Here is a 19439-nt window from a genome sequence, read left to right as displayed (position 1 = left end):
GGGAGGACGGCGGAGGGCGACTGCCGTCGTTGCGTGCCCGTGAGAACGCACGCTTCTCCGATTCACGGCGGCGGCGTGTTGTTGGCTGACGGCCGGTCTCTTATACTCAGTACGAGCTGAATGTCGCCGAGGAGACGGAGAGCGAGGCAAGATGCATGGGAGAACGGTAAATCCTGATCGTGTCGGCGGGAGATCGGCGGAATCGAAGAGCGCACGTCGCCGGCTCCGGGAGATGAAGGTTGGAGGGACCGATGAATTTACGAGATTCGCGATATAAGGAATTCGCCCTAGTTCAAGAGATGATGGAGACGCCGGATGTGATTCGTAGGTTCGATCCGGCTCCGGCGCAAGAGGCGGCGGTGGAAGTACACGCCGCGCGTCGGTTACTGTTGACGGGCGAGGGGTCCAGCCGAATCTTTCCCGCCAAGAACACCATTTACGAGAATCTCAAACTGGGAAGTCCTTGGCAGATCGTGACGGAAGGGGCGCGTCAAGCCCAGGAATACGAGCTGAGCCGTTTCGCCGTGTTCGGCGCCAGTAACAGCGGGCGCACCAAAGAGGTCATCGCGCTCTTTTCGCAGTTGGCCGAGGAAGGCCATGAGCGGCGATTTGGGTTGACCGCCCACCGAGGGGTGAAGTTGGAGGAAGTCGCCGTTCGTTGCTTCTATCTGACGTGCGGGTCGGAAAACGCGGTGGCCGCCACGAAAAGCGTCGTCGAGCAGGCCCTGTTCTACCGGGCCATGTTGGCCGAAACGGAAACCGATTCTCCCTTGATGGCTCAGAGGGAGTCCGCGAGCGATGCCGCCCGGATGGTTTTGGAGATGCCCTTGGACGGCAAGCTGATCGATCGCGTGGCGGCGGCCCCGATCATTTACTTCGCGGGCCGCAATACCGGCGTGGCGGAGGAATTGACGCTCAAGACCAACGAGATTACCCACAAGAAAAGCGATTATCTCGAAGGCACCTACGCCGTGCACGGGATCGAGGAGGTCATGCGCCCGGAAGAGGTCGTCGTACTCATCGATCCCTTTCCAGCGGAGATGGAGAAATTTCGAGAGGTGCTGGCGGAGGGCGTGGGGATGACGGTGATCGCCGTTTCCGCCGAGGAGACGCCTTTCCCCACCATTCGCATCCCTAAGCTATCCGGTTACGACACCATCTTGCAGTTATTGGCCGGTTGGAATTTGCTGGTGGAGGTCGGCGTGGCGTTGGGAATCAATCTGGACAAGGCGGAGAGGGCGCGAAAGATCGGCAACGTTTTCCCCGGTTGACGACAACGGGCTTCCGGCCGGACGGCTCGCCGAAGATGACAAGGCGCGGGCAAGATGTCGACGACTCGGCGATGGGAGGTTTCGGAGAAGGCGGTCTTGTATGGCAGGCGGCATCATTTATAGCAAGCGGACGGCGGAAGGGCCTCGCCACGGCGACGAGGTCGCGGACGTGTTCTCCCCGTGGGAGGAGGGACGCGAGACTTGGCTCTTCGTGTCGCCGCATGACGACGATGTCGTGATCGGTGCCGGTATTACGCTTCAGGCCGCCCTGGCCGAAGGTGTGGCCGCCCATGTGGTCATAACGACCGACGGCCGGATGGGTTACTGCCGGCTGCCGCAACGCCGTACCATCACCCGCATTCGGGCGGACGAGTCGCGCGAAGCCTATCGGATTCTCGGCCTCCCCTTGGAGCAATTGGAGTTTCTCGGTTTTCCCGATTGCAATTTGAATCCGTACCGCGGCCGGCATTTCACCACAATCGGCGATCCGACGGAGTTGGAAGGGGCCAGCGGCCTGCAAAACGCCTTTCCGTACGTGATTCGCCGTCTTCGCCCTACCCGGGTGTTCCTGCCCACTCCCACGGATCTGCACCCCGATCATCGCATCGTCTATGAGGAAGCGCTGATTAGTCTTTTTCACGCCCAGGGTAATATTTGGCCGGAGCTCGGTCCGCCCATCGCCCAGGTTCCGCGGGTCTACGAGTATGCGACGTATTGCGATTTCCTTTCGCCGCCGCAGATTCGGATTTCGGCGCCGCCCGAATTCTTGGAACGCAAATTAGGCGCGATTCGCGCTTTTTCGAGCCAGGAGCAGATCGAGACCCTGGTGGAGGTCCAACGTCGCACCGGGGCGGTCGAATATATCCGGGAAGTGGAGTTCAACTTCTATTCACCGGAGAAGTACGCCGACCTGTTTTGAGTCGAGCGAAGAAACAGATCGCGCTGCGGCGGCCGTGCCGGGCCTGGTAAGCCGGGGCCCGGCTTCGGCCCGAGGCTCTCCATGGGAACCCACTGGTTACTCCGTTGCCGAATGCCTCAATAAGAGGGGAGGGCGCTCATGCGGCGGTCTTGGGGATGGACGGTTCTGCTGGCGGCGGCCGTGGTCGGCAGCGCGGGTCGGTGCGAGGAAACCTCGCTTCTCGGCAAGCCGTCCGCGGACGGGCCCGGTCAGGCGGTTTGCCTTGATGCCCCGCTCTTTCATTGGACCTTTGACGACGGCAGTGCGTTCGTCTGCCGCGATTCGGGGCGAGGCGGTTGGCATGCCGAATGCACGGGCGACCGGAGCGCGGGCGTCCGCCTCGTTGACGGACTATTCGGCACGGCCCTGCACTTGGAGGGGGATCATCGGATCGCCACCGTCGGCCCAATGCCGCATCGGCTCGCCACGGCGATCGCGTTTTCGGCGTGGGTGATGCCGACCGATCTCCGCGGCTATCGCGAGATCTTTCGCAAGGAGGACGGCGACCGGCGGCTGCTCTTTTCCTTCCAAAACGATGGCACCATTCTCTCCTTGGGGCTGAACATCGGCGGTTATGTGGAGTGCGACGCCCCGATCCGGACCGCCGAGGTGATGGACGGCCGCTGGCACCACTGCGCGGCCACGTTCGACGGTCGCGTGATGCGCGTCTATCTCGACGGCCGCAAGATCAGCGAATTGGAGCGGGCGGGAACGATCACGTCCGGCGGCGATGCCCCGGGATGCATCGGTTCGCTCAACGGCGGTGAGAATTTTCAGGGCCGGCTGGACGACCTCCGCATCTACGATCGGGCTTTAGAGGCTGAGGAAATCGCGGCGCTGCACCGTAAAGGATTGCAGATCATCTTGGCTCGGCAGGAGGAGGCCGCCCGATGGGTGACCGCGGTCTATCGCCGCGAAGGGACATTCTTGGAGACCCTCTCGGGCGTGCGGCAGCGGTCGGAAAACGCTCAGGATGCGATTACCGCCGATGCGACCGCGCTGTTGATCCGTTGCTTTCAGGCCGATTTTCCGCAGGAGGTGGAGGCCCTGAGCCGTTACACGGAACAACCGCCGGCATCCTGCGTCCTGCCCTCGGCCGAAAAGTCTTGGCGACAGGCGGCGGATCGCGTGTACGCCCTTTTGGTCGAGTATCGTCCCCTTACCGAGGAGCAATGGCGTCGCACGACCGATGCGGAGCGGGAATACTGGAGGCACATCGACGAAGTCGGCCGCGGCTATCAAGACTTGGTCGACAGGCATACGCCGGACGATTCGCCGGCCTGGGTGGAATTCATTCTGAGGGCCGGTCCCGAGATTCGCTACCGACCGCGGCTCCAAGAGGCCGTGGCGCCGTACGTGCCCCCGCAGACACCGGAGACGCGAAGCCTCACGGCGGCGGAGGCTCAAGCGGTTTTGGAGCGGGACTGGTTGCATCAGGTGGGAGGTGCGGCCGCGGCGGGTCGGATTCGGCACGAGGCGGAGCGGACGCGGCGCTTGGCGGAACGGACGGCGGCTGCGCTCTCCGCATTAGGCTACGAAGAAAAACGGTCGCGAATCGAGGTTTGCCGCCGCGAAATCGATGCTCTGGTGTCGGAACTTCCCGAAACCGGAGAGCGACCGGACTTGTATTTCCGTCTGCGGCGATGGAAACGAGAGTTGATGTTCCTGGACCCCGCCGTGGACTTCGACCGCCTCGTCTTCATCGACCAACCCTTCCCGCAAGGTTCGGAATGGCGGCATGAAACGCGGCATCGCCTGGGTTATATGGCGGTGCCGGGCGGTCGGCTCTTGGTGCTGGAAGGGCTGGGACCGGACGGCAAGTTGCGGCAACTGGCCCCCCAAGCCCCTTTGCACGGCTCGTTCTGGCGTCCGGACGTGGATTACGACGGCCGAAATGTGCTCTTCTGCTTCAAACCGCACAACGAAAAGTCCTTCCACATCTTCGAAGTCGCAGCGGAGGGCGGCGTTTGTCGGCAGTTGACCGACGGTCCGTACGACGATTTGGATCCCATCTACCTGCCGGACGGAGAGCACATTCTGTTCACCACGACGCGGGGCAACACGTATGTGCGGTGCATGCCGCCGACCAACGCCTTCATTCTTGCCCGATGCGATCGCGACGGCCGAAACATCTATTTGATTTCCGCCAACAACGAACCCGACTATTTGCCCAGCGTGATGCCCGACGGCCGCGTCCTCTACACGCGATGGGAGTACACGGATAAGCCGCTGTGGCGCGCCCAAAGTCTGTGGACCGTTCGCCCGGACGGTACCCAGACGCAGGTGTTTTGGGGCAACCAGAGCGTGTGGCCGGACCTGCTCAAAGACGCCCGAGTCATTCCCGGCAGCCGCCGCGTCATGTTTACCGGCAGTGCGCACCACGATTGGTTCTCCGGCGCGGTGGGGATCGTCGATCCGGACCGCGGCTTCAACTTCCCCCACGGTTTGACTAAGGTGACGCGGGAATTGCCTTGGCCGGAATCGGGAAACGGACCGATCGACCCGGGCGAATCGGAGAACTATGAATCGTACGGTCGCTACCGGGCCTATTATTCGCCTTATCCGCTTTCCGAGCGTCTGTTTTTGGTATCCGCAGAACGAGAAGGGAAATTCGTTCTCTATCTTATGGACGTGGACGGCAACCGCGAGCTGATCTATGAGGGGACGCATAACATTTGGTACGCGATGCCGCTCCGCCCGCGCAGGCGGCCGCAGGTTCTACCCGACCAGGTCAAGTGGCCGACTCGCGAGACGAAAGAGCATCCATCGGACGGAATTATCTACACAGGCAACGTTTACCAAAATGCACCGCCGGAGCTTCGCGGCCGCGCCAAATTCCTGAGGGTCTGGACCATCGACCATAAAACCTATACCTATTGGCACCAAAGGCCGTATATTTCGACCGGCCCGGTCGTTTCGGCGCTGCAATCCGACGGGGTGAAGCGGCTGCTGGGCACCGTTCCCTTGGAGGAGGACGGCTCGGCGGCGTTCTATGCGCCCTCCGGCATCCCGCTGCACTTTCAACTCCTGGATGAACGGCAACGCGCGCTGCAAACCATGCGCAGTTTCGCGAACGTCATGCCGGGTGAGAGCCGGGGTTGCTTGGGTTGTCATGAGTCGCACAGCCGCGCGCCGATGCCGGACGAAGGCGGCTTGGCTTTGCGAGCGACGCCGCGAACGATCACCCCGCCGCCTTGGGAAGACCGCACCGTCAGCTATCCGCGGTATGTGCAGCCGGTCTTGGACCGCTATTGCGGCACGTGTCATCAAGGCCAGGGCGAAGCGACGGCCGTGCTCGACTTGACTCCTCGACCGGGGTTCCTCGGATTCGCCGAGCCGTATTTTCTGCTGATCGGCCGACCCACGTGGGGGCAACCGTATTCCAAGCCGGAGGTCATTCCGGCGGGCTTCGGCATTGCCAATCCTTTGATCGTCGAGGGTTACGCCACAACCGACCCGGAAGCTTACCGCACGCCGGCTCCGATGACGGCTCTCTCGTACAACAGCCCGTTGGTCGAACTCTGCGCGAGCGGACGCCATTACGGCATCAAGGTGGATGAGGTCAGCCTCTTGCGGATCATAGCTTGGGTCGATGCGATGACGCCGTATCGCGGCGAGGAGGAGATACGCGAGATACCCGACCCCGAATTCCAAGGCGTGGATTGGTTGGCGATTCGCCCGCGGATCAAGACGGCCTTAAGGATGGTTCGCCCGGGACCCGTAGATGACGCAGCGGAAAGCGGCGATGTCCGTGATCCGAAGCTCGGCCTTCGCGCAGAGGCCGAGCGACCGCGATAGGAAATCTTCATTGAAGGGGCTTTTTGCGATTGAAATTTTTCGCGCCGCCGATATAACTTTATTGAATCGATGAAAGTGCTGCTTGCAGTGATTCTCGGGGAGTTTCGGCGGCGCACGATTATCGGCGGCAAGATGCCGCGAAGTCGGGAAGACGGTTGATGCATCGTTGCCGCAAAAACACGGTTGCAACGTTTTGACGGAAGCCGGGAACATCTTGGAAATCGGCGGCTTGAAACGAGAACGGCGTCCGCGCAAAACGAGTCGGAAGGATTGGGGACGAAACACGGTGAGGTGAGGTGGCCCGTTGAATCGGCTTCGGTGGTCGAAGCCGTCTCACCGTGAAGCCAATGGACGGAGGTTCAAACCGTGGCAAAGAAGGCTGCCAAAGGCGCTGCGACCAAGAAGGCCGCAACCACGAAGAAGGCCGCTAAGAAAGCAACCAAGAAGAAGTGCTGATCGGGTTGCTACGGCTTTCTTCCCACCGTCTCGCCCCACGGATGGGATCAAGACGGTCGGGTCAAGCCCGCGAGTGAACAATGACGAGAAAGGGCCGTCGCACAGGGAGTGCGGCGGCCCTGTCGCTTCTTAAGCCGAAAGTGCCTCTTTCCGGGACCGGGGGCTGAGGGAAAACCAAGCGCGGGCCTCGGTCGACGGCTAACCGGCGGGCCGAGAGCCGCCTTCCGCCTCGCGGTGCATCAGGATGGCGTCCAATTCCTGTTTCAGACGCGGCAGAATCTCATCGTAGGTGAAGCTCCCCAGCGTCTCGGAGCCGCGCTTCAGATTGACGTAGCGCGGACCGCACCACAAACCGAGGTCGGCGGAATCCGTCTCGCCCGGACCATTGACGCGACAGCCCATCACGGCGATCGTAACGTCGGCGTGGGCGGCATACCGCGTCATTTCCCGGACTTGCTCGGCCAACTCCACGAAGGCCCCGTTCTCCACCCGCGAACAACTGGGGCAACTGATGATGTTGAGTCGTCCCGGCGTCCAAGGCTCTGCGGTGATGCGTCCGGCCGCCGCGTCGCGAACGATTTCCAGCCCGGCCGTCACCTCTTCGTGTTTTCGAGGATTGGGCAAAGTCAACGATACGCGAAGAGTGTCGCCGATGCCCTCGGCAAGGAGGGGCAACAAGGCCGTGCGCGTCTTGAGGATGCCCTCCGGCGGCATGCCGGCTTCGGTGACGCCCAGGTGCAAAGGCACGTCGGGCCGCTGCGCCGAGAAACGACGATTGATTTCCACCACCTTGGCCGGATCGGAATCCTTCAGCGAGACGCAGTACTGATCGAAGCCCAAGCGATCCAGCAGCTCGCAGTGCAGCAACGCCGACTCCAGCATGGGAGAGAGCTTGTCATGCGGCGGGAATTTCTCCTGAAGGGCGGGATCGATCGAGCCGCAGTTGACGCCCACCCGCAGCGCGCAGCCGTGTCGGGCGGCCGCCTCCGCAATGAATCGCACCTTGTCCTGCCAGGAAACTTCCTTTTGATGATGATAAAGATGACCGGGATTGTAGCGCACCTTTTGCACCAGCGGCGCCACGCGAACCACCAGCCGATAATTCTCCTGCAAATCGACGGTCAAAGACGCGGTCGTCCGTTGGCGGATATCGGCCAGAGCCTGCGCGTCGGCCTCGCTGTCCACCGCGATCCGGACCACCGCTGCGCCGGCCTCTCGCAGCATCTCAGCTTGGGCCGCCGTGGCGGCGACATCCTGCGTTCTTGTAGCGCACATGCTTTGGACGGCAATGGGGTGGCCGCGACCGATGCGGACGGAGCCGATGCGGACGGTCCGCGTGCGTTTCCTGTTTTGAAGCGAATTGAGAGGCGTGGGGTTCAGGTCGATGTTCATGCGTGTGAAGATGAACGTGTGAAGATGAATCAGGATCAACGTAGCGGTGTCTTCACCGAGGGTATCCGGTTCGCCATGAGACTCGCCATGAGACTCAATGGGCCGTGGACGCGGCCACGGACCGGCGGCCGCCGCCGAGGACTTCGATCGGCGGCCCGTCTTCCGCGACCCGGCCGTTTTGGAGCACGATGACGCGATCGGCCGCTCGGCGGGCAAACGTCAGTTCGTGAGTCACCAAAATCAAGGTCATGCCGTCGTTTCGCAGGTCTTCAAGGACCGCTAGAACCTCCGCTTTCAAATCGGGATCGAGGGCGCTGGTAATCTCGTCGCAAAGCAGTCCGCGGGGTTCCATGGCCAAAGCCCGGGCGATCGCCACACGTTGCTTTTCCCCGCCGGACAGTTCCCGCGGATAGGCCTGGGCGCGATGGGACATGCCCACGCGATCCAGCAACGCCGCCGCCCTTTCGGCGGCCTGCCGAGCCGACAGCCCGAGAACCTGCCGCGGGGCTTCCATCACGTTTTGCATGGCCGTGAAGTGGGGGAACAACTGGAAATCTTGGAAAATCATCCCCAGCGTCCGCCGGACTTCGCGAAGTACCGCGAAAGGAGCGGGATGCGGGCCGGGGCGGAGGCGATGGCCCATCACCCGGATTTCTCCGGCGTCGAAATAGCAAAGGCCGTTGAGACATCGCAGAAAGGTGGACTTTCCGGCACCGCTCGGGCCGATCACGGCCACGGTTTCGCCCGCCGTGAAGCGCAGGTCCAGGCCGCAGAGAACGGGACGCCCCGCGAAGTTCTTCTGCAGCCCGCGGATCTCGATGTCCAAATCGGTCGCCATCAAAGACCCTTTCCCCATCGGCGTTCCAAACGTCGGGCCAGCAAACCGAGCGGAACCGACATGACCAGATACAAGGCCGCCGTGGCGGCGCCTATCTCCAAATATTTTAGGCTCGATTTCGCCAGAATCTGATATTGCTTCGTCAATTCTACCACGGCGACGATGCTGACGATGCTGGTATCCTTGAAGAGCGCAATGAAGTCGTTGGTCATGGGAGGGAGGATCACACGCACGGCCTGAGGGAAGATGATCCGGCGAAAGGTTACCGTGCGGCTCATACCCAACGATGCGGCCGCCTCCCATTGACCGTGCGCGACGGATGCGATCCCCGAGCGGTAAATCTCCGCTTCGTAGGCGGCATAGTTCAGCCCGAACCCCAGCACGGCGGCCTGAAAGGGACTGAACCGCAAGGAGCAAGGCAGGGCCCATTGTTCGGCCAAGGAAGGCAGCCCGTAGTAAATGAAAAACAGCAGGAGGAGGACCGGGATCCCACGAAAGAACTCGATGTAGGCGGTGGCCGCCCAGCGGAGAGGCCGCGGACCGTAGAGTCGCAATAGGGCGATGGGCAGGCCGAGGATGATCGCCGCGGCCATGCTGGTGATCGTCAAGAACACCGTCACAGCGGCGCCTTGCAGCAAAAGCGGCACGTAACGTGAGGGCGTCCAGTTTCGTCCCGCCTCCGCCGTCACGTCCGTCGCGTCCCAGTATTCGAGCGCCTCTTGCGCGGAGTTCCAAAGGCCCCAACGTTCGTAGATGCGGCGCAAGACTCCGGAGCCGGCCAGATCCGCCAGGGCGCGATCGACCTCCGCTGCGAGGGTCTCATCTTCCTTGCGAAAGGCGATGGCATAGTAGCCCTTTCCGAAAGGCTCGCCGAGAAATCGGAGCCGCGGATTCGGCCGAGCGAAATACACGGCGATCGGCAGGTCCATCACGACCGCGTCAAGCCTCCCGATCTCCAGGTCGAGATAAGGCTCGGTTTGGTTCCCGTAAAGTACCGGGCGAAACCCCATCTCTTCCAGCAGTCGCTGGGCGGCCGTCTCTTCGAGAGTGCCCACCCTGCCGTTCAGGGCCAATAGAGCCTCGAGCGAAGAGAAACGCCGTTCTTCGGCGCGGACCACCGTTTGCAGGGTGTAGACATAGTACGGGCGTGAAAGCCGTAACGCCCTGGCGCGGTCCGGCGTCACTTCCAAGCCGTTCATGGCGAAATCGAAGTCGCCCCTCCGGAGGCCGCTGACCAGTCCGGCGTAGTCGTATTGCACCCATTGGATGCGCCGGCCGAGGCGTTGCGCGAGCGCCTCGGCCAAATCCACTTCGAAACCGACCACGCGGCCGGGATCCTGCGGATCATAAAAAATGTACGGCGCGCCCCCCTCGGCATCGGCCGCCCATCGCAAAGGATCGTCATTAGCCGGAACGGTGGAGCCGGTCCAGGCGACGACGAACACCATGCCGGCACAAGCAAGGCCGAAGAATCGACGTTGAAAGAGATCCACGCTCGGCTCTCACGACTGCTGATGAAAGGGAACCTCAGCTTGGGAAATGCGACGAAAATCGTGGGAATTATAGTTTCTCTTCTTCTGCGTCGCGAGGACGGGCGGGACCGCTTGCCCCCGCCCATTGGGGCCGAATCGTACCGCAAGCGTGACGGCGGGGCGGATTCGGCGTTCGGGAGAAGGCCGCACGGCGGTATAATCAATCGGCGTTGAGAGGCAAAAGCGACGGAAATCGCCGCGCTGATTCGGCGAAGGGGCTTCGTCGCCAAATTCCGTGAAATCGAGGTGCCATGCGTGCCAGCGTAGGCGTCAAGTTCGGACGGACCGCCGTTTGGCTTTGGATTCTCTGGTCGGCGACGCTGATGGTGCCGCTTGGTCGGCGCTCGGCCGCCGCCGAACCGGCGATCTCCGCGCAGCCGCCGCCGAGTGCTACCGGCACGGAGAAGGGACCGCATGATCCGGCGGAACCGGCCCTCCTTCCGCTACCCATGCCTCCCGCGCCGGAGGAGTCGGCGGACCCGACGGCGCCGACCGCCCTCAGTGTAGAGAGTGTGAATGCTCTTCTGGCGACGGTGCGGACGGATCCGTCTTTGCCGGAGACGGCCCGGCTACAGGCCGAGGAGGTCCTCCAGCAGGCGCTGAAGGAATTGGAGGCGGCGGCCCAGTTTCGCGCCCAGGCGGCTGGCTTTCAGGCCAAGCTGGATCAGCTTCCCCGCGAGATCGAGCGTTGGGAGGCGGAGTTGGCGGCGGCCGGCGCGCCGCCGCAAAGCATTCCGGCGGAGGCATCGCCCGCCGATATGGAAGCGCTGTTGCAAACCGCGGAGGCGGCCCTGGCGGAAGCCCGCGCCGCGCGCGACGCTTTGGAAACGGAGGGGCCGCGCCGCGCCGCCGTGAAACGCGACACGCCGGCCTTGATCGAGGCCGCTCAGAAAAGGCTCCAAGCGGCGCGCGAGCAACTGGCCCAACCGCCCGCTCCCGACAGCCCCGCTGCGCTGATGCAGGCCCAACGGCGGCTGGCCCAGGCTCAAATCGAGTCCGCTACCGCAGAGATCGAAGCGCGGCAGAAGGAGGTGCTGTTCTACGATCGGGCCAACGAGACCTTGTTGCCGCTGCGGAGACGCGTCGCGACGCAAAAGTTCAACGCTGCGGAAGAGTGGGTGCGACGCCTCAGGGAGGAGTTGGCCAAGCGGCGCAAGGAAGTCGCGGAAGAGACGCTGACCAAGAGTCAGGACCGCCTCTCGGAATTGCCGCCGCAATTGAGCGCCCCTGCGCTGAAAAATCGAGAGTTGGCGAGCGATGTTCGGGACATGGTCGCCCGCGTGGAAAAAACGGAGCAACAACTGAGCGCGGCCCGGGCCACCCTGGACGACATTCGTCGCCGGTTCGATACGGCCAAGGAGCGGATGGCGCAGGTCGGGTTGACGGGCGCGTTGGGCGTCTGGCTGCAAGCCCAAAAGGCGTCCCTCCCCGACCTCAGGGCGCTGCGAAAACAGATCGCCGACCGGCAAGAGGAAATTCGCAGAATCCAGTGGATGACGATCGAATTGAGCGAAAATCACGCCGCGCTGCCGCCGCTGGAACAAACCATTGAGGAGTGGCGAAGCAGGATACCGGCTGACGCCGATTACGATTTGCGTTTGCGGTGGTGGCCTTTGATCGACGAGTTGGTACGAGAGCAATATCGCTTGATCGAAGAACAGTTGCGATTGTACCAAGACTACCTGGATGATCTCGTCGAGCTGGACAACGTTCAGCAGAGCATTATCCGCCGGGCCGGAGAGTACACCTCTTTCATCGATGAGCACATTTTATGGATTCGCAGCGCGCCGGCCTTCACGGAGCGTTTTTGGGAACAGCTCCGTTTGACCCTGGGGGTGGTGCGGTTGTTGCTGGGGCCCGACACCGCGCAGGATTTGCTGGGCGTCTTGCTGGCGGACGCCGTCGGCCGACTTTGGCTGTGGGGCGCGGCGGCGTGCGCTTATCTGTTGCTGCTCCTGGGATACCGGTCCCTGCGCGCCCGCTTGCAAGAGGCGGGAAAGCAGGCGGCCGGCAGCACCTATCGAGGGTTTTCCCCCACTTGGAAGGCTCTGGTCATTACCTGCCTTCTGCCGTTGCCGGTGGTCTTGCCGTTGTCGTTCTTGGCTTGGCGGCTGGCCACGCCCTCGTTCGTCGTGGCGACGGCCTGGCCGACCGCGGTCGGCTTGGGCTATGCGGCGTTGTTCTACTACCTTTTTGATTGGATGCGCCACCTTTGTCGCGAGCACGGTTTGGCCGAGGCTCATTTCGATTGGCCCGGGACGGCGACTCGGTGCGTCTACCGGCGCCTACAATGGTTTGTGCCCTCGGGGACGATCTTGGTCTTCCTTTGGCGTGCCGTGCAAGCCGCCGGCGACGAGCGTTGGCAGAACGGCCCGGGACGGCTGTTGTTCGCGGCTCTCTTGCTTCTTTATGCGGTGATGTCGGGGCTTCTTCTTCACCCCCGCGGGAAATTCATGAAGGCGGTGGGAGAGGCGAGTCCGACGCTGTGGCTCTATCGTTTCCGCGGCATACTCTCCGCTTTTGCGGTACTCTCGTTGGCGGCTTTGGCGGCGGCTTCCTTGGCAGGGTATCACTACACCGCCGTTCAATTAGCCGAACGATTGCGAAACACCCTGCTGGTTCCGGTCGGGCTGGGCGTTATCGGCGGGTTATTCTCGCGCTGGACCTTGGTCCGCAAACGAAGACTGGCGCTCGATCGTTGGCGGCGAACGGCCGCCGGCGCTGCCGCCCAGGAAGTTGCGGAAGGCAGCCCTTTGAGTATTCCGGCGGAACCGGAACCGGACCTGACGTTGATTGGTTTGCAAACGCAAAAGCTCTTCTCCACGGTGCAAATCGTGATCGCGATTATCAGCCTGGGGTGGATTTGGGGCGATGTGTTGCCCGCCCTGGGCATCTTGCGGCAGGTTACGTTGTGGCACATCGCCGGAGCAGTCCAGCAAACGCGCACTGCCGCGGACGGCACCGCCGGTCTGGTGGATGTGCCGGTGTTGCGGGCCATTACCTTGGGAGACTTACTCCTGGCGGGGTTGATCCTAGCGGCGGGCATCGTCGCCGCGAGGAATATTCCCGGGCTGATGGAGATCGCCCTGCCGCCCAAGATTCGGGGTGATACCGGTCTCCGCTACGCCATCGACACGTTGGTGGGATACCTCGTGACCATCATCGCCGTCGTTTGGGCGTTCGGTCAGCTAGGCATCGGATGGTCCCAGGTTCAATGGCTGGTGGCAGCGGTGGGGGTGGGGTTGGGGTTCGGCTTGCAGGAAATCTTCGCCAATTTCGTTTCCGGCCTGATCCTGCTGTTTGAACGCCCCATTCGGGTCGGCGACGTCGTGACCCTGGGGGAGTACTCGGGAGTCGTGTCGCGAATCCGTATTCGGGCGACCACGTTGCTCAATTTTGAACGGAAGGAGTTGATCGTTCCGAACAAGGATTTGATAACCGGGCGCATCCTTAATTGGACGCTTTCCGACGCCGTCAATCGAGTAGAGGTCGCGGTCGGAGTGGCCTACGGTACGGATCCGGAACGGGTCATCGAAATACTTACCCGGGTCGCGGAGGAGAATCCCTACGTTACGAAGGAAATCCCGCCGGCCGTCCTATTTGCGGGATTCGGTGATAGCTCGTTGAACTTCAAGCTCTTTGCCTACCTCCCCAGTCTGGAAAACCGCCTGCCGGCAATCAATTCGCTGCACGCGCAGGCCGCGCACAAGCTGGCGGAGGCGGGGATCCAGATTCCCTTCCCGCACCGCGAGGTCTTTTTGCACCAGGTGAATCCGACCATTCCCGGAGGTGAGGCCGGCAGGGAGGCTGTGCCAAAGGATGACGGATCCCAGGGTGCCGGCGAAAACGGAAAGAAACTCACCGACGAAGACGACCGTAAGGGTTAGGGCGCGGCCGCCGTCGGCACCGGCTTGGCGACCGGGCGTTCCATACGGTCGCGAGTCTCATAGTCTCATGGGAACCGCATCAAGCCTTAGGTGATCTGTGTGATTGCCTGGCTGATAGAGGCGAAAAAAGGGCGGTCACTGGGGGCTTGGCTCAAGCATGGCCCTTGAAGTGTGCTCCCAGACCGGGTTAAATGAAGATTCTCTCAAGTTCCTCCGGACAATCATCGCTTCCATCCATCGGCTTTGTGGGACGGGTGGCGGGGTCCGCTGCCCCGTGGAGGGGGTGTTATTCACGGGCTGGGAACCGGCGATGTGGTGGGTTTGGACGATGTGGTGGGTTTGAAAAATAGTGACTGTGGGTGCTTGCCCTGTCGTTGGGGGTTGGAACAAGCCTTTTGAGGATTCGTGTATGTATGCGATCATTGAAGACGGCGGCCGGCAGTACAAGGTCGAAGAGGGCCAGGTCCTCGATATCGACTATCGTGCTGATGAATCACCCGTGACCCCCGCCGGAGACGAGGCTTCGCCGCGAAGGATTCGGTTTACGCGGGTCCTTGCGGTTCGAGACGACAACGGTTTGCGTCTGGGCAAGCCGACCTTGGAGGGAGCCGAGGTCACCGCCGACGTTTTGGAAACGACGATGGGGCCGAAGATCTACATTCAGAAGTTCCGGCGGCGCAAGAACTATCGCCGCCGTCGCGGCCACCGTCAGATCTATTTGCGGGTGAAAATTGCAGAAATCCACGCGGGCTGATCGTCTCCGGCTCGATGGGTCAGGGCAACAGCTTGACGTTGCCGGCTGGGCTGGACTCGACGTCATTTGTGCTGCCTGCCCGCAGTTTCCAAGCTCGATAGTAGGGCCCGACGCCTCCTGAATTGCGCCGTCGGGCAAGGGGCGCGGTCTGCCGCCTCGCAATTTCGGCCTGCGCCGGGTACAATGGATCGCTGGTCCATTAGTTCAGTGTGTTTACAATCTTAATATTGTTTCTGAGGTCGCGAATGTCAGGTCTGATCGAAGTTCACGGAGGTCTTTCTGAGCCGGTAAACCGCACTGTTCCGGAAGAGCAGCGTGAGGAATTTCTCGCCCGAGCCAAGCAATTGGTGCGTTTGCCGGTTTCGGATGCCGACCTTTCGACCGTTTATCGTTTTGGCGACGGGGCGCTTAGCCCGCTGACCGGTCCGATGGATCGGGACGCCTACGACCGAGTGCTCGAAGAGTCGGTCATTGACTATCAGGGTAAGCTGTTCGCCTGGACCATCCCGCTGTCATTCCCCGTTACCAAGGAGCTGGCGGAGAGCATCCGCCCGGGCCAGGAGGTGGCGCTAGCACCGAACGGCGGCGACCCGGTTGCCATTCTGAAAGTGACGGATGTTTTTCCGTGGGACAAGCGGAAATACCTGGCGAGGGTCTACCTTACGGAGCGAACCGATCACCCGGGTGGGGATATGGTTCTGAAGGGGGATGCCGACAAAGACTACTTGGTCGGCGGGGAAATCTGGGTGTTGCCGCAACCCAAGCACCCCCGATTCGGTAAATACGTCCTTCGACCAAGCGAAGTCCGCGAGCTGCTGCGGAGCAAGGGCTGGGAACGCGTGGTGGCGTTTCAAACCAGGAATCCCCTGCACCGAGCCCACGAGTACGCCTTGGTCTACGGGCTGGAGCAGCTCTTACGACAGGGTTACAACGCGGGCGCTTGTCTGAATCCCCTCATCGGCGAGACGAAGGGGGACGACGTCCCGGCCGAGGTGCGGATGCAAACGTACGAAGCCCTGATCACCCGGCGTGCCTTGGGCGACGGCGATAGCGACCCGTCGCTGTGGGGGCCCCGCAACGAGTCGGTCCCAGATCGTGTCATCCTACTGGGCTTGGATATCAAGATGTTCTACGCCGGGCCGAAAGAGGCGGTGATGCACGCCATCTATCGGCAGAATTTCGGTTTTACCGACATCATCATCGGCAGGAAGCACGCCGACGCGCCTTATCACGACGGCACGCCTATTTGGGGAGACTTCGACGCCCAGCACATCTTTGAGGGGTTGAAAGGGGAACTGAAGATTCGCCCGTTGTGCGTGGGTTTCGCGGCGTATTACGAATCGGTGGGACGGGTCGACTTGATGGAGCATCACCCGAACGAGAAACCGGTTTCGATTTCCGGAAAGGAGATTCGGGCCGCTCTCCGGGAGAATCGTCCCGTGGACCCGCGGATTATGCGTGAGAGTACCGCTCAAATTCTCGCTCAGGCCATGGCCGGCCGTTGAGACGATAGGGCGGTCGCATGCCACCGGGTTGGACGCTGTACATCTTCGGCGGGCTGGCCGCCATCTGCATGGGCTTTGCAAAGACCGGTATGCCCGGCACTTCGGTATTGGCCGTGGCCTTGATGGCGCAGGCGTTTCGGCACAATGCCGAGCTTTCCGTAGGCGCCATGTTGCCGATCCTCTTGGTCGGCGACGTCGTGGCGGTGGCGTGCTATTGGCGATACACCTCTTGGTCCCGTTTGTGGCGTCTGTTTCCGGCTGTTTCCATCGGATTGGCAATCGGTTTCGGCGTTCTGCGCGTGATCGAAGGGAATCAACTCCGGCCGGTGTTGGGCATGCTCGTGGCGATCATGTTCGCCGTCGAATTGCTGCGCCGCCGTTTCAATTCCGATCGCGTGCCGCACGGTTGGGCATTCACGTCGGGAGTGGGTATCTTGGCGGGGTTCGGGACGATGGTGGGCAATGCGGCCGGCCCCGTCATGACCCTCTATCTGCTCAGTCAAGAGTTGCCTAAAGACCGCTTCATGGGGACATGTGCCGTTTTTTTCTTCACGGTGAACCTCATCAAGGTTGTGCCTTATACTATCGAGGGGATGATTACGCCGGAAACGCTGGCTTTTGCCATGTACGGCATTCCCATGACCGTGATCGGCGTGGTCCTTGGGCGATGGGCTTTCCATCGCTTTTCCCAACGCATCTTCGATGCCCTGATCCTCTGCCTGGCGGGACTGGCCGCGGTATGGCTGTTCCTGGGATAGATCCGTGGAAGCCGGCCCGCCGCGCGCTCGGAGGCGGGAGCACTTGGATGGATTGCGGACACGGCAATCGACCCCCGGCGGGTGACTTCGGGAATCCGATAAGGTATTTTTGGGGCGAGGATGGGTGAATTCTTGATCCGCGAAATCCATGTTACGGTTGGGATTTTTTCAGCCATCTTGGCGGGGCTGTCTTGCGGCGGATGTGCCCCTCACCGCGAACCCGCGACGGTCTCGGCCGAGGCGAGGTCGACGCAGCGGGGGAATTCCGCCGTCGAGTCCGGGGAATCACACGCGACCCGCTCGCTCGCGGAGACCTGCGTTCCGGAAAACGCCGGCCCGTTGGGAGTTCGCGTGAAGGGCGGGGCCTTGAATCCGGACCGCGTGTTCAAGACCAACGACCGCAACGATTGGCCCGTTTACGCTCCGCCCGAAGAGGTTCGGGTGAGTCTGCCGGAGATGCCCCCCGAGCTTGCGCATTCGTCGCGCACCAGCGCCGACGAGAAGAGCGCCGCACAGCCGCGGAGCAAAGCGCTGCCATCCGAGGGCGAAAAGATCGGCGATCGTTCTCTCGACGAGAACGGAACCGGGAGGGAGGATCGCGTCGAATAAGCGTCCACGATGCGACTACCTGTTCGCGAGGTGCCGTAGAAAATCCCGGACGAACTCGCATGGATTGGGGCGGCTGGACGATCTTTTGGGTTGCCAGTGAGTGGCTGATCCGGTTGATCATGCTGCCCGTGATCGTTCTTCGCAAGCCTCGCCCTAGCACCTGTTTGGCCTGGTTGGCTCTGATTTTCTTTGTCCCTTGGCCGGGGCTGGCCGCTTACTTGCTGATTGGGGAAAACCGGCTGGGACGCAAGCGCTGGAAGCAGCGGCGGAGCCGCTTTGCCGATCTGCGAGGTAATCAGCGGGCGGTGCCGCGGACAGTGGGGCGAAGCACCGAAGTCCACGTTGCGGACGAGGACGACGGCACGGAGGGTTACCGCCCTCAAGATGTGCCGCCCGAGAATCCGCTCATTCCCGACGACTTCCAGCCGATGGTGTCGCTGGTGGAACGGTTTACGGGTTGGCCGGTCTCGTCGGGGAATCAGGTGGCGTTCTTGTGCGATGCCGAATTGATGGTGGATCGCCTCGCGGCGGAAATCGACGCGGCGAGGGATCACGTGCACCTTCTTTTCTTCATCTTCCGGGATGATTACCTGGGACGCCGAGTGGGGGACGCCTTGATCCGGGCGGCGAAACGCGGCGTGACTTGCCGGGTCTTGGTCGATGCCGTCGGCTCGCGGCGGATGTTCCGCAGGCTGGGGGCCGAGCTGCGGGGACACGGGGTGCAATTGGTGCCCGCCTTGCCCGTCCGATTGTATCGCGTTCCCTTTGCCCGATTGGACCTGCGGAACCACCGAAAACTGGCGGTAATCGACGGTCGTACGGCGTACACCGGTTCGCAAAACATCGTGGAACCGTCCTACGGCCACAAGAAGGCGGGACGCTGGCACGACATTACAGCCCGAGTCGTCGGTCCGGCCGTCCATCACTTGCAACTGTTGTTTTTGGAAGATTGGTTTCACGAGACGGGCGAGTGGTTGGACCTGCCTCGCTATTTTCCGCCCGCGGAAGCGGCCGGCGATTCCGTGCTCCAGGTGCTACCCAGCGGTCCCGACATGCCGGGGGAATTGTTTCAAGACATTTTCGTGAAGGCCGTGTTTTTGGCTCGGGAACGGGTGATTCTGACCACGCCGTACTTCATTCCGGACGAACCCTTGATGATGGCATTGCGGCTGGCGGCGTACCGCGGCGTGCGGGTGGATGTGGTCATCCCCAAGCAGAGCGATCATCCCGTGGTGGATGCAGCCTCGGCCTTCTACTATTCCAAGCTGGCTCGCGAGGGGGTGAACGTTCATTACTTCCTGCCGGGGTTGTTGCACGCCAAAACCACCACCATCGACGGCCGGCTCGCGATTTTCGGGTCGGCCAACTACGACATTCGGTCCTTTCTGCTCAACTTCGAGCTGAACCTCCTCCTTTACTCTCCGGCCGCCGTGGAAGAATTGGTCCGCCTGCAAGAGCGGTATCTCTTGCTGTCGCAGCGCTTGCGGGAAAATTCGCTCCCCGATCGTGTTTGGCCGCGCCGCCTATGGATCAACCTGGCGAAACTACTCAGTCCTCTCCTGTAGCGATCGGTGCCCGCAAGGTTGTTTTGCGGGCGCAGTTTCCCTAGGTTTCCTATGTTAAAGCTACCTGTGACGACGGATCCGGAATGTCGGCAAACCCGGATGATTGTGCTCAATCT

The 19439-nt window shown here is 61.9% G+C and carries 12 protein-coding genes; 9 read left to right on the top strand and 3 right to left on the bottom strand.

From position 1 onward, the window contains the following. The first annotated feature begins 251 nt into the window (after positions 1-251). The 3 genes from ACZ5B4_RS09175 to ACZ5B4_RS09165 all read left to right on the top strand — a co-directional run bounded on the left by ACZ5B4_RS09175 (position 252) and on the right by ACZ5B4_RS09165 (position 6027). Positions 252-1271, top strand: a complete 1020-nt coding sequence (locus ACZ5B4_RS09175; RefSeq protein ID WP_464910925.1) for an SIS domain-containing protein — start codon at positions 252-254, stop codon at positions 1269-1271. 100 nt (positions 1272-1371) lie between these two features. Beyond that, a complete protein-coding gene (locus ACZ5B4_RS09170) occupies positions 1372-2190 on the top strand; it encodes a PIG-L deacetylase family protein (RefSeq protein WP_464910924.1) in 819 nt (272 codons plus the stop codon). A gap of 138 nt (positions 2191-2328) precedes the next feature. Then, positions 2329-6027 (top strand): LamG-like jellyroll fold domain-containing protein, encoded by a 3699-nt coding sequence (locus tag ACZ5B4_RS09165; protein ID WP_464910923.1) that lies wholly within the window; start codon positions 2329-2331, stop codon positions 6025-6027. Positions 6028-6681: 654 nt separating this feature from the next. On the opposite strand, the gene ACZ5B4_RS09160 is transcribed toward ACZ5B4_RS09165, so the two are convergent. The 3 genes from ACZ5B4_RS09160 to ACZ5B4_RS09150 all read right to left on the bottom strand — a co-directional run bounded on the left by ACZ5B4_RS09160 (position 6682) and on the right by ACZ5B4_RS09150 (position 10206). Further along, positions 6682-7875, bottom strand: coding sequence for a flavodoxin/ferredoxin-dependent (E)-4-hydroxy-3-methylbut-2-enyl-diphosphate synthase (locus ACZ5B4_RS09160; protein ID WP_464914012.1), 1194 nt, complete (start codon positions 7873-7875; stop codon positions 6682-6684). A 94-nt stretch (positions 7876-7969) separates the two neighbouring features. Then, positions 7970-8713 carry an amino acid ABC transporter ATP-binding protein gene (locus ACZ5B4_RS09155; protein WP_464910922.1) on the bottom strand — a complete coding sequence of 248 codons (744 nt, stop codon included), beginning with the start codon at positions 8711-8713 and terminating at the stop codon, positions 7970-7972. Then, positions 8713-10206 (bottom strand): ABC transporter substrate-binding protein/permease, encoded by a 1494-nt coding sequence (locus ACZ5B4_RS09150; RefSeq protein WP_464910921.1) that lies wholly within the window; start codon positions 10204-10206, stop codon positions 8713-8715. Before ACZ5B4_RS09150 ends, ACZ5B4_RS09155 begins: the two co-directional genes overlap by 1 nt. A gap of 290 nt (positions 10207-10496) precedes the next feature. Here ACZ5B4_RS09150 and ACZ5B4_RS09145 point away from each other — a divergent pair, with 290 nt between their 5' ends. The 6 genes from ACZ5B4_RS09145 to cls all read left to right on the top strand — a co-directional run bounded on the left by ACZ5B4_RS09145 (position 10497) and on the right by cls (position 19323). Further along, the gene (locus tag ACZ5B4_RS09145; RefSeq protein ID WP_464910920.1) at positions 10497-14132 is read left to right on the top strand and encodes a mechanosensitive ion channel domain-containing protein; all 3636 of its coding nucleotides are present in this window, start codon (positions 10497-10499) and stop codon (positions 14130-14132) included. A 409-nt stretch (positions 14133-14541) separates the two neighbouring features. Continuing rightward, positions 14542-14886, top strand: coding sequence for a 50S ribosomal protein L21 (rplU, locus tag ACZ5B4_RS09140; RefSeq protein WP_464910919.1), 345 nt, complete (start codon positions 14542-14544; stop codon positions 14884-14886). Positions 14887-15131: 245 nt separating this feature from the next. Further along, complete coding sequence (locus ACZ5B4_RS09135) at positions 15132-16391, top strand: hypothetical protein (RefSeq protein WP_464910918.1); 1260 nt, start codon at positions 15132-15134, stop codon at positions 16389-16391. A 17-nt stretch (positions 16392-16408) separates the two neighbouring features. Then, positions 16409-17149, top strand: coding sequence for a sulfite exporter TauE/SafE family protein (locus ACZ5B4_RS09130; protein ID WP_464910917.1), 741 nt, complete (start codon positions 16409-16411; stop codon positions 17147-17149). A gap of 120 nt (positions 17150-17269) precedes the next feature. After that, positions 17270-17758 carry a hypothetical protein gene (locus ACZ5B4_RS09125; RefSeq protein WP_464910916.1) on the top strand — a complete coding sequence of 163 codons (489 nt, stop codon included), beginning with the start codon at positions 17270-17272 and terminating at the stop codon, positions 17756-17758. 59 nt (positions 17759-17817) lie between these two features. Then, on the top strand, positions 17818-19323 hold the full coding sequence (gene cls, locus ACZ5B4_RS09120; RefSeq protein WP_464910915.1) for a cardiolipin synthase: 1506 nt from the start codon (positions 17818-17820) through the stop codon (positions 19321-19323). Positions 19324-19439: the final 116 nt, after the last annotated feature.

It is taken from the genome of Thermogutta hypogea, from assembly GCF_055386265.1.
The sequence above is the reverse complement of the archived record's forward strand: the minus strand, read 5'-3'. Positions and strand labels throughout refer to the sequence as shown.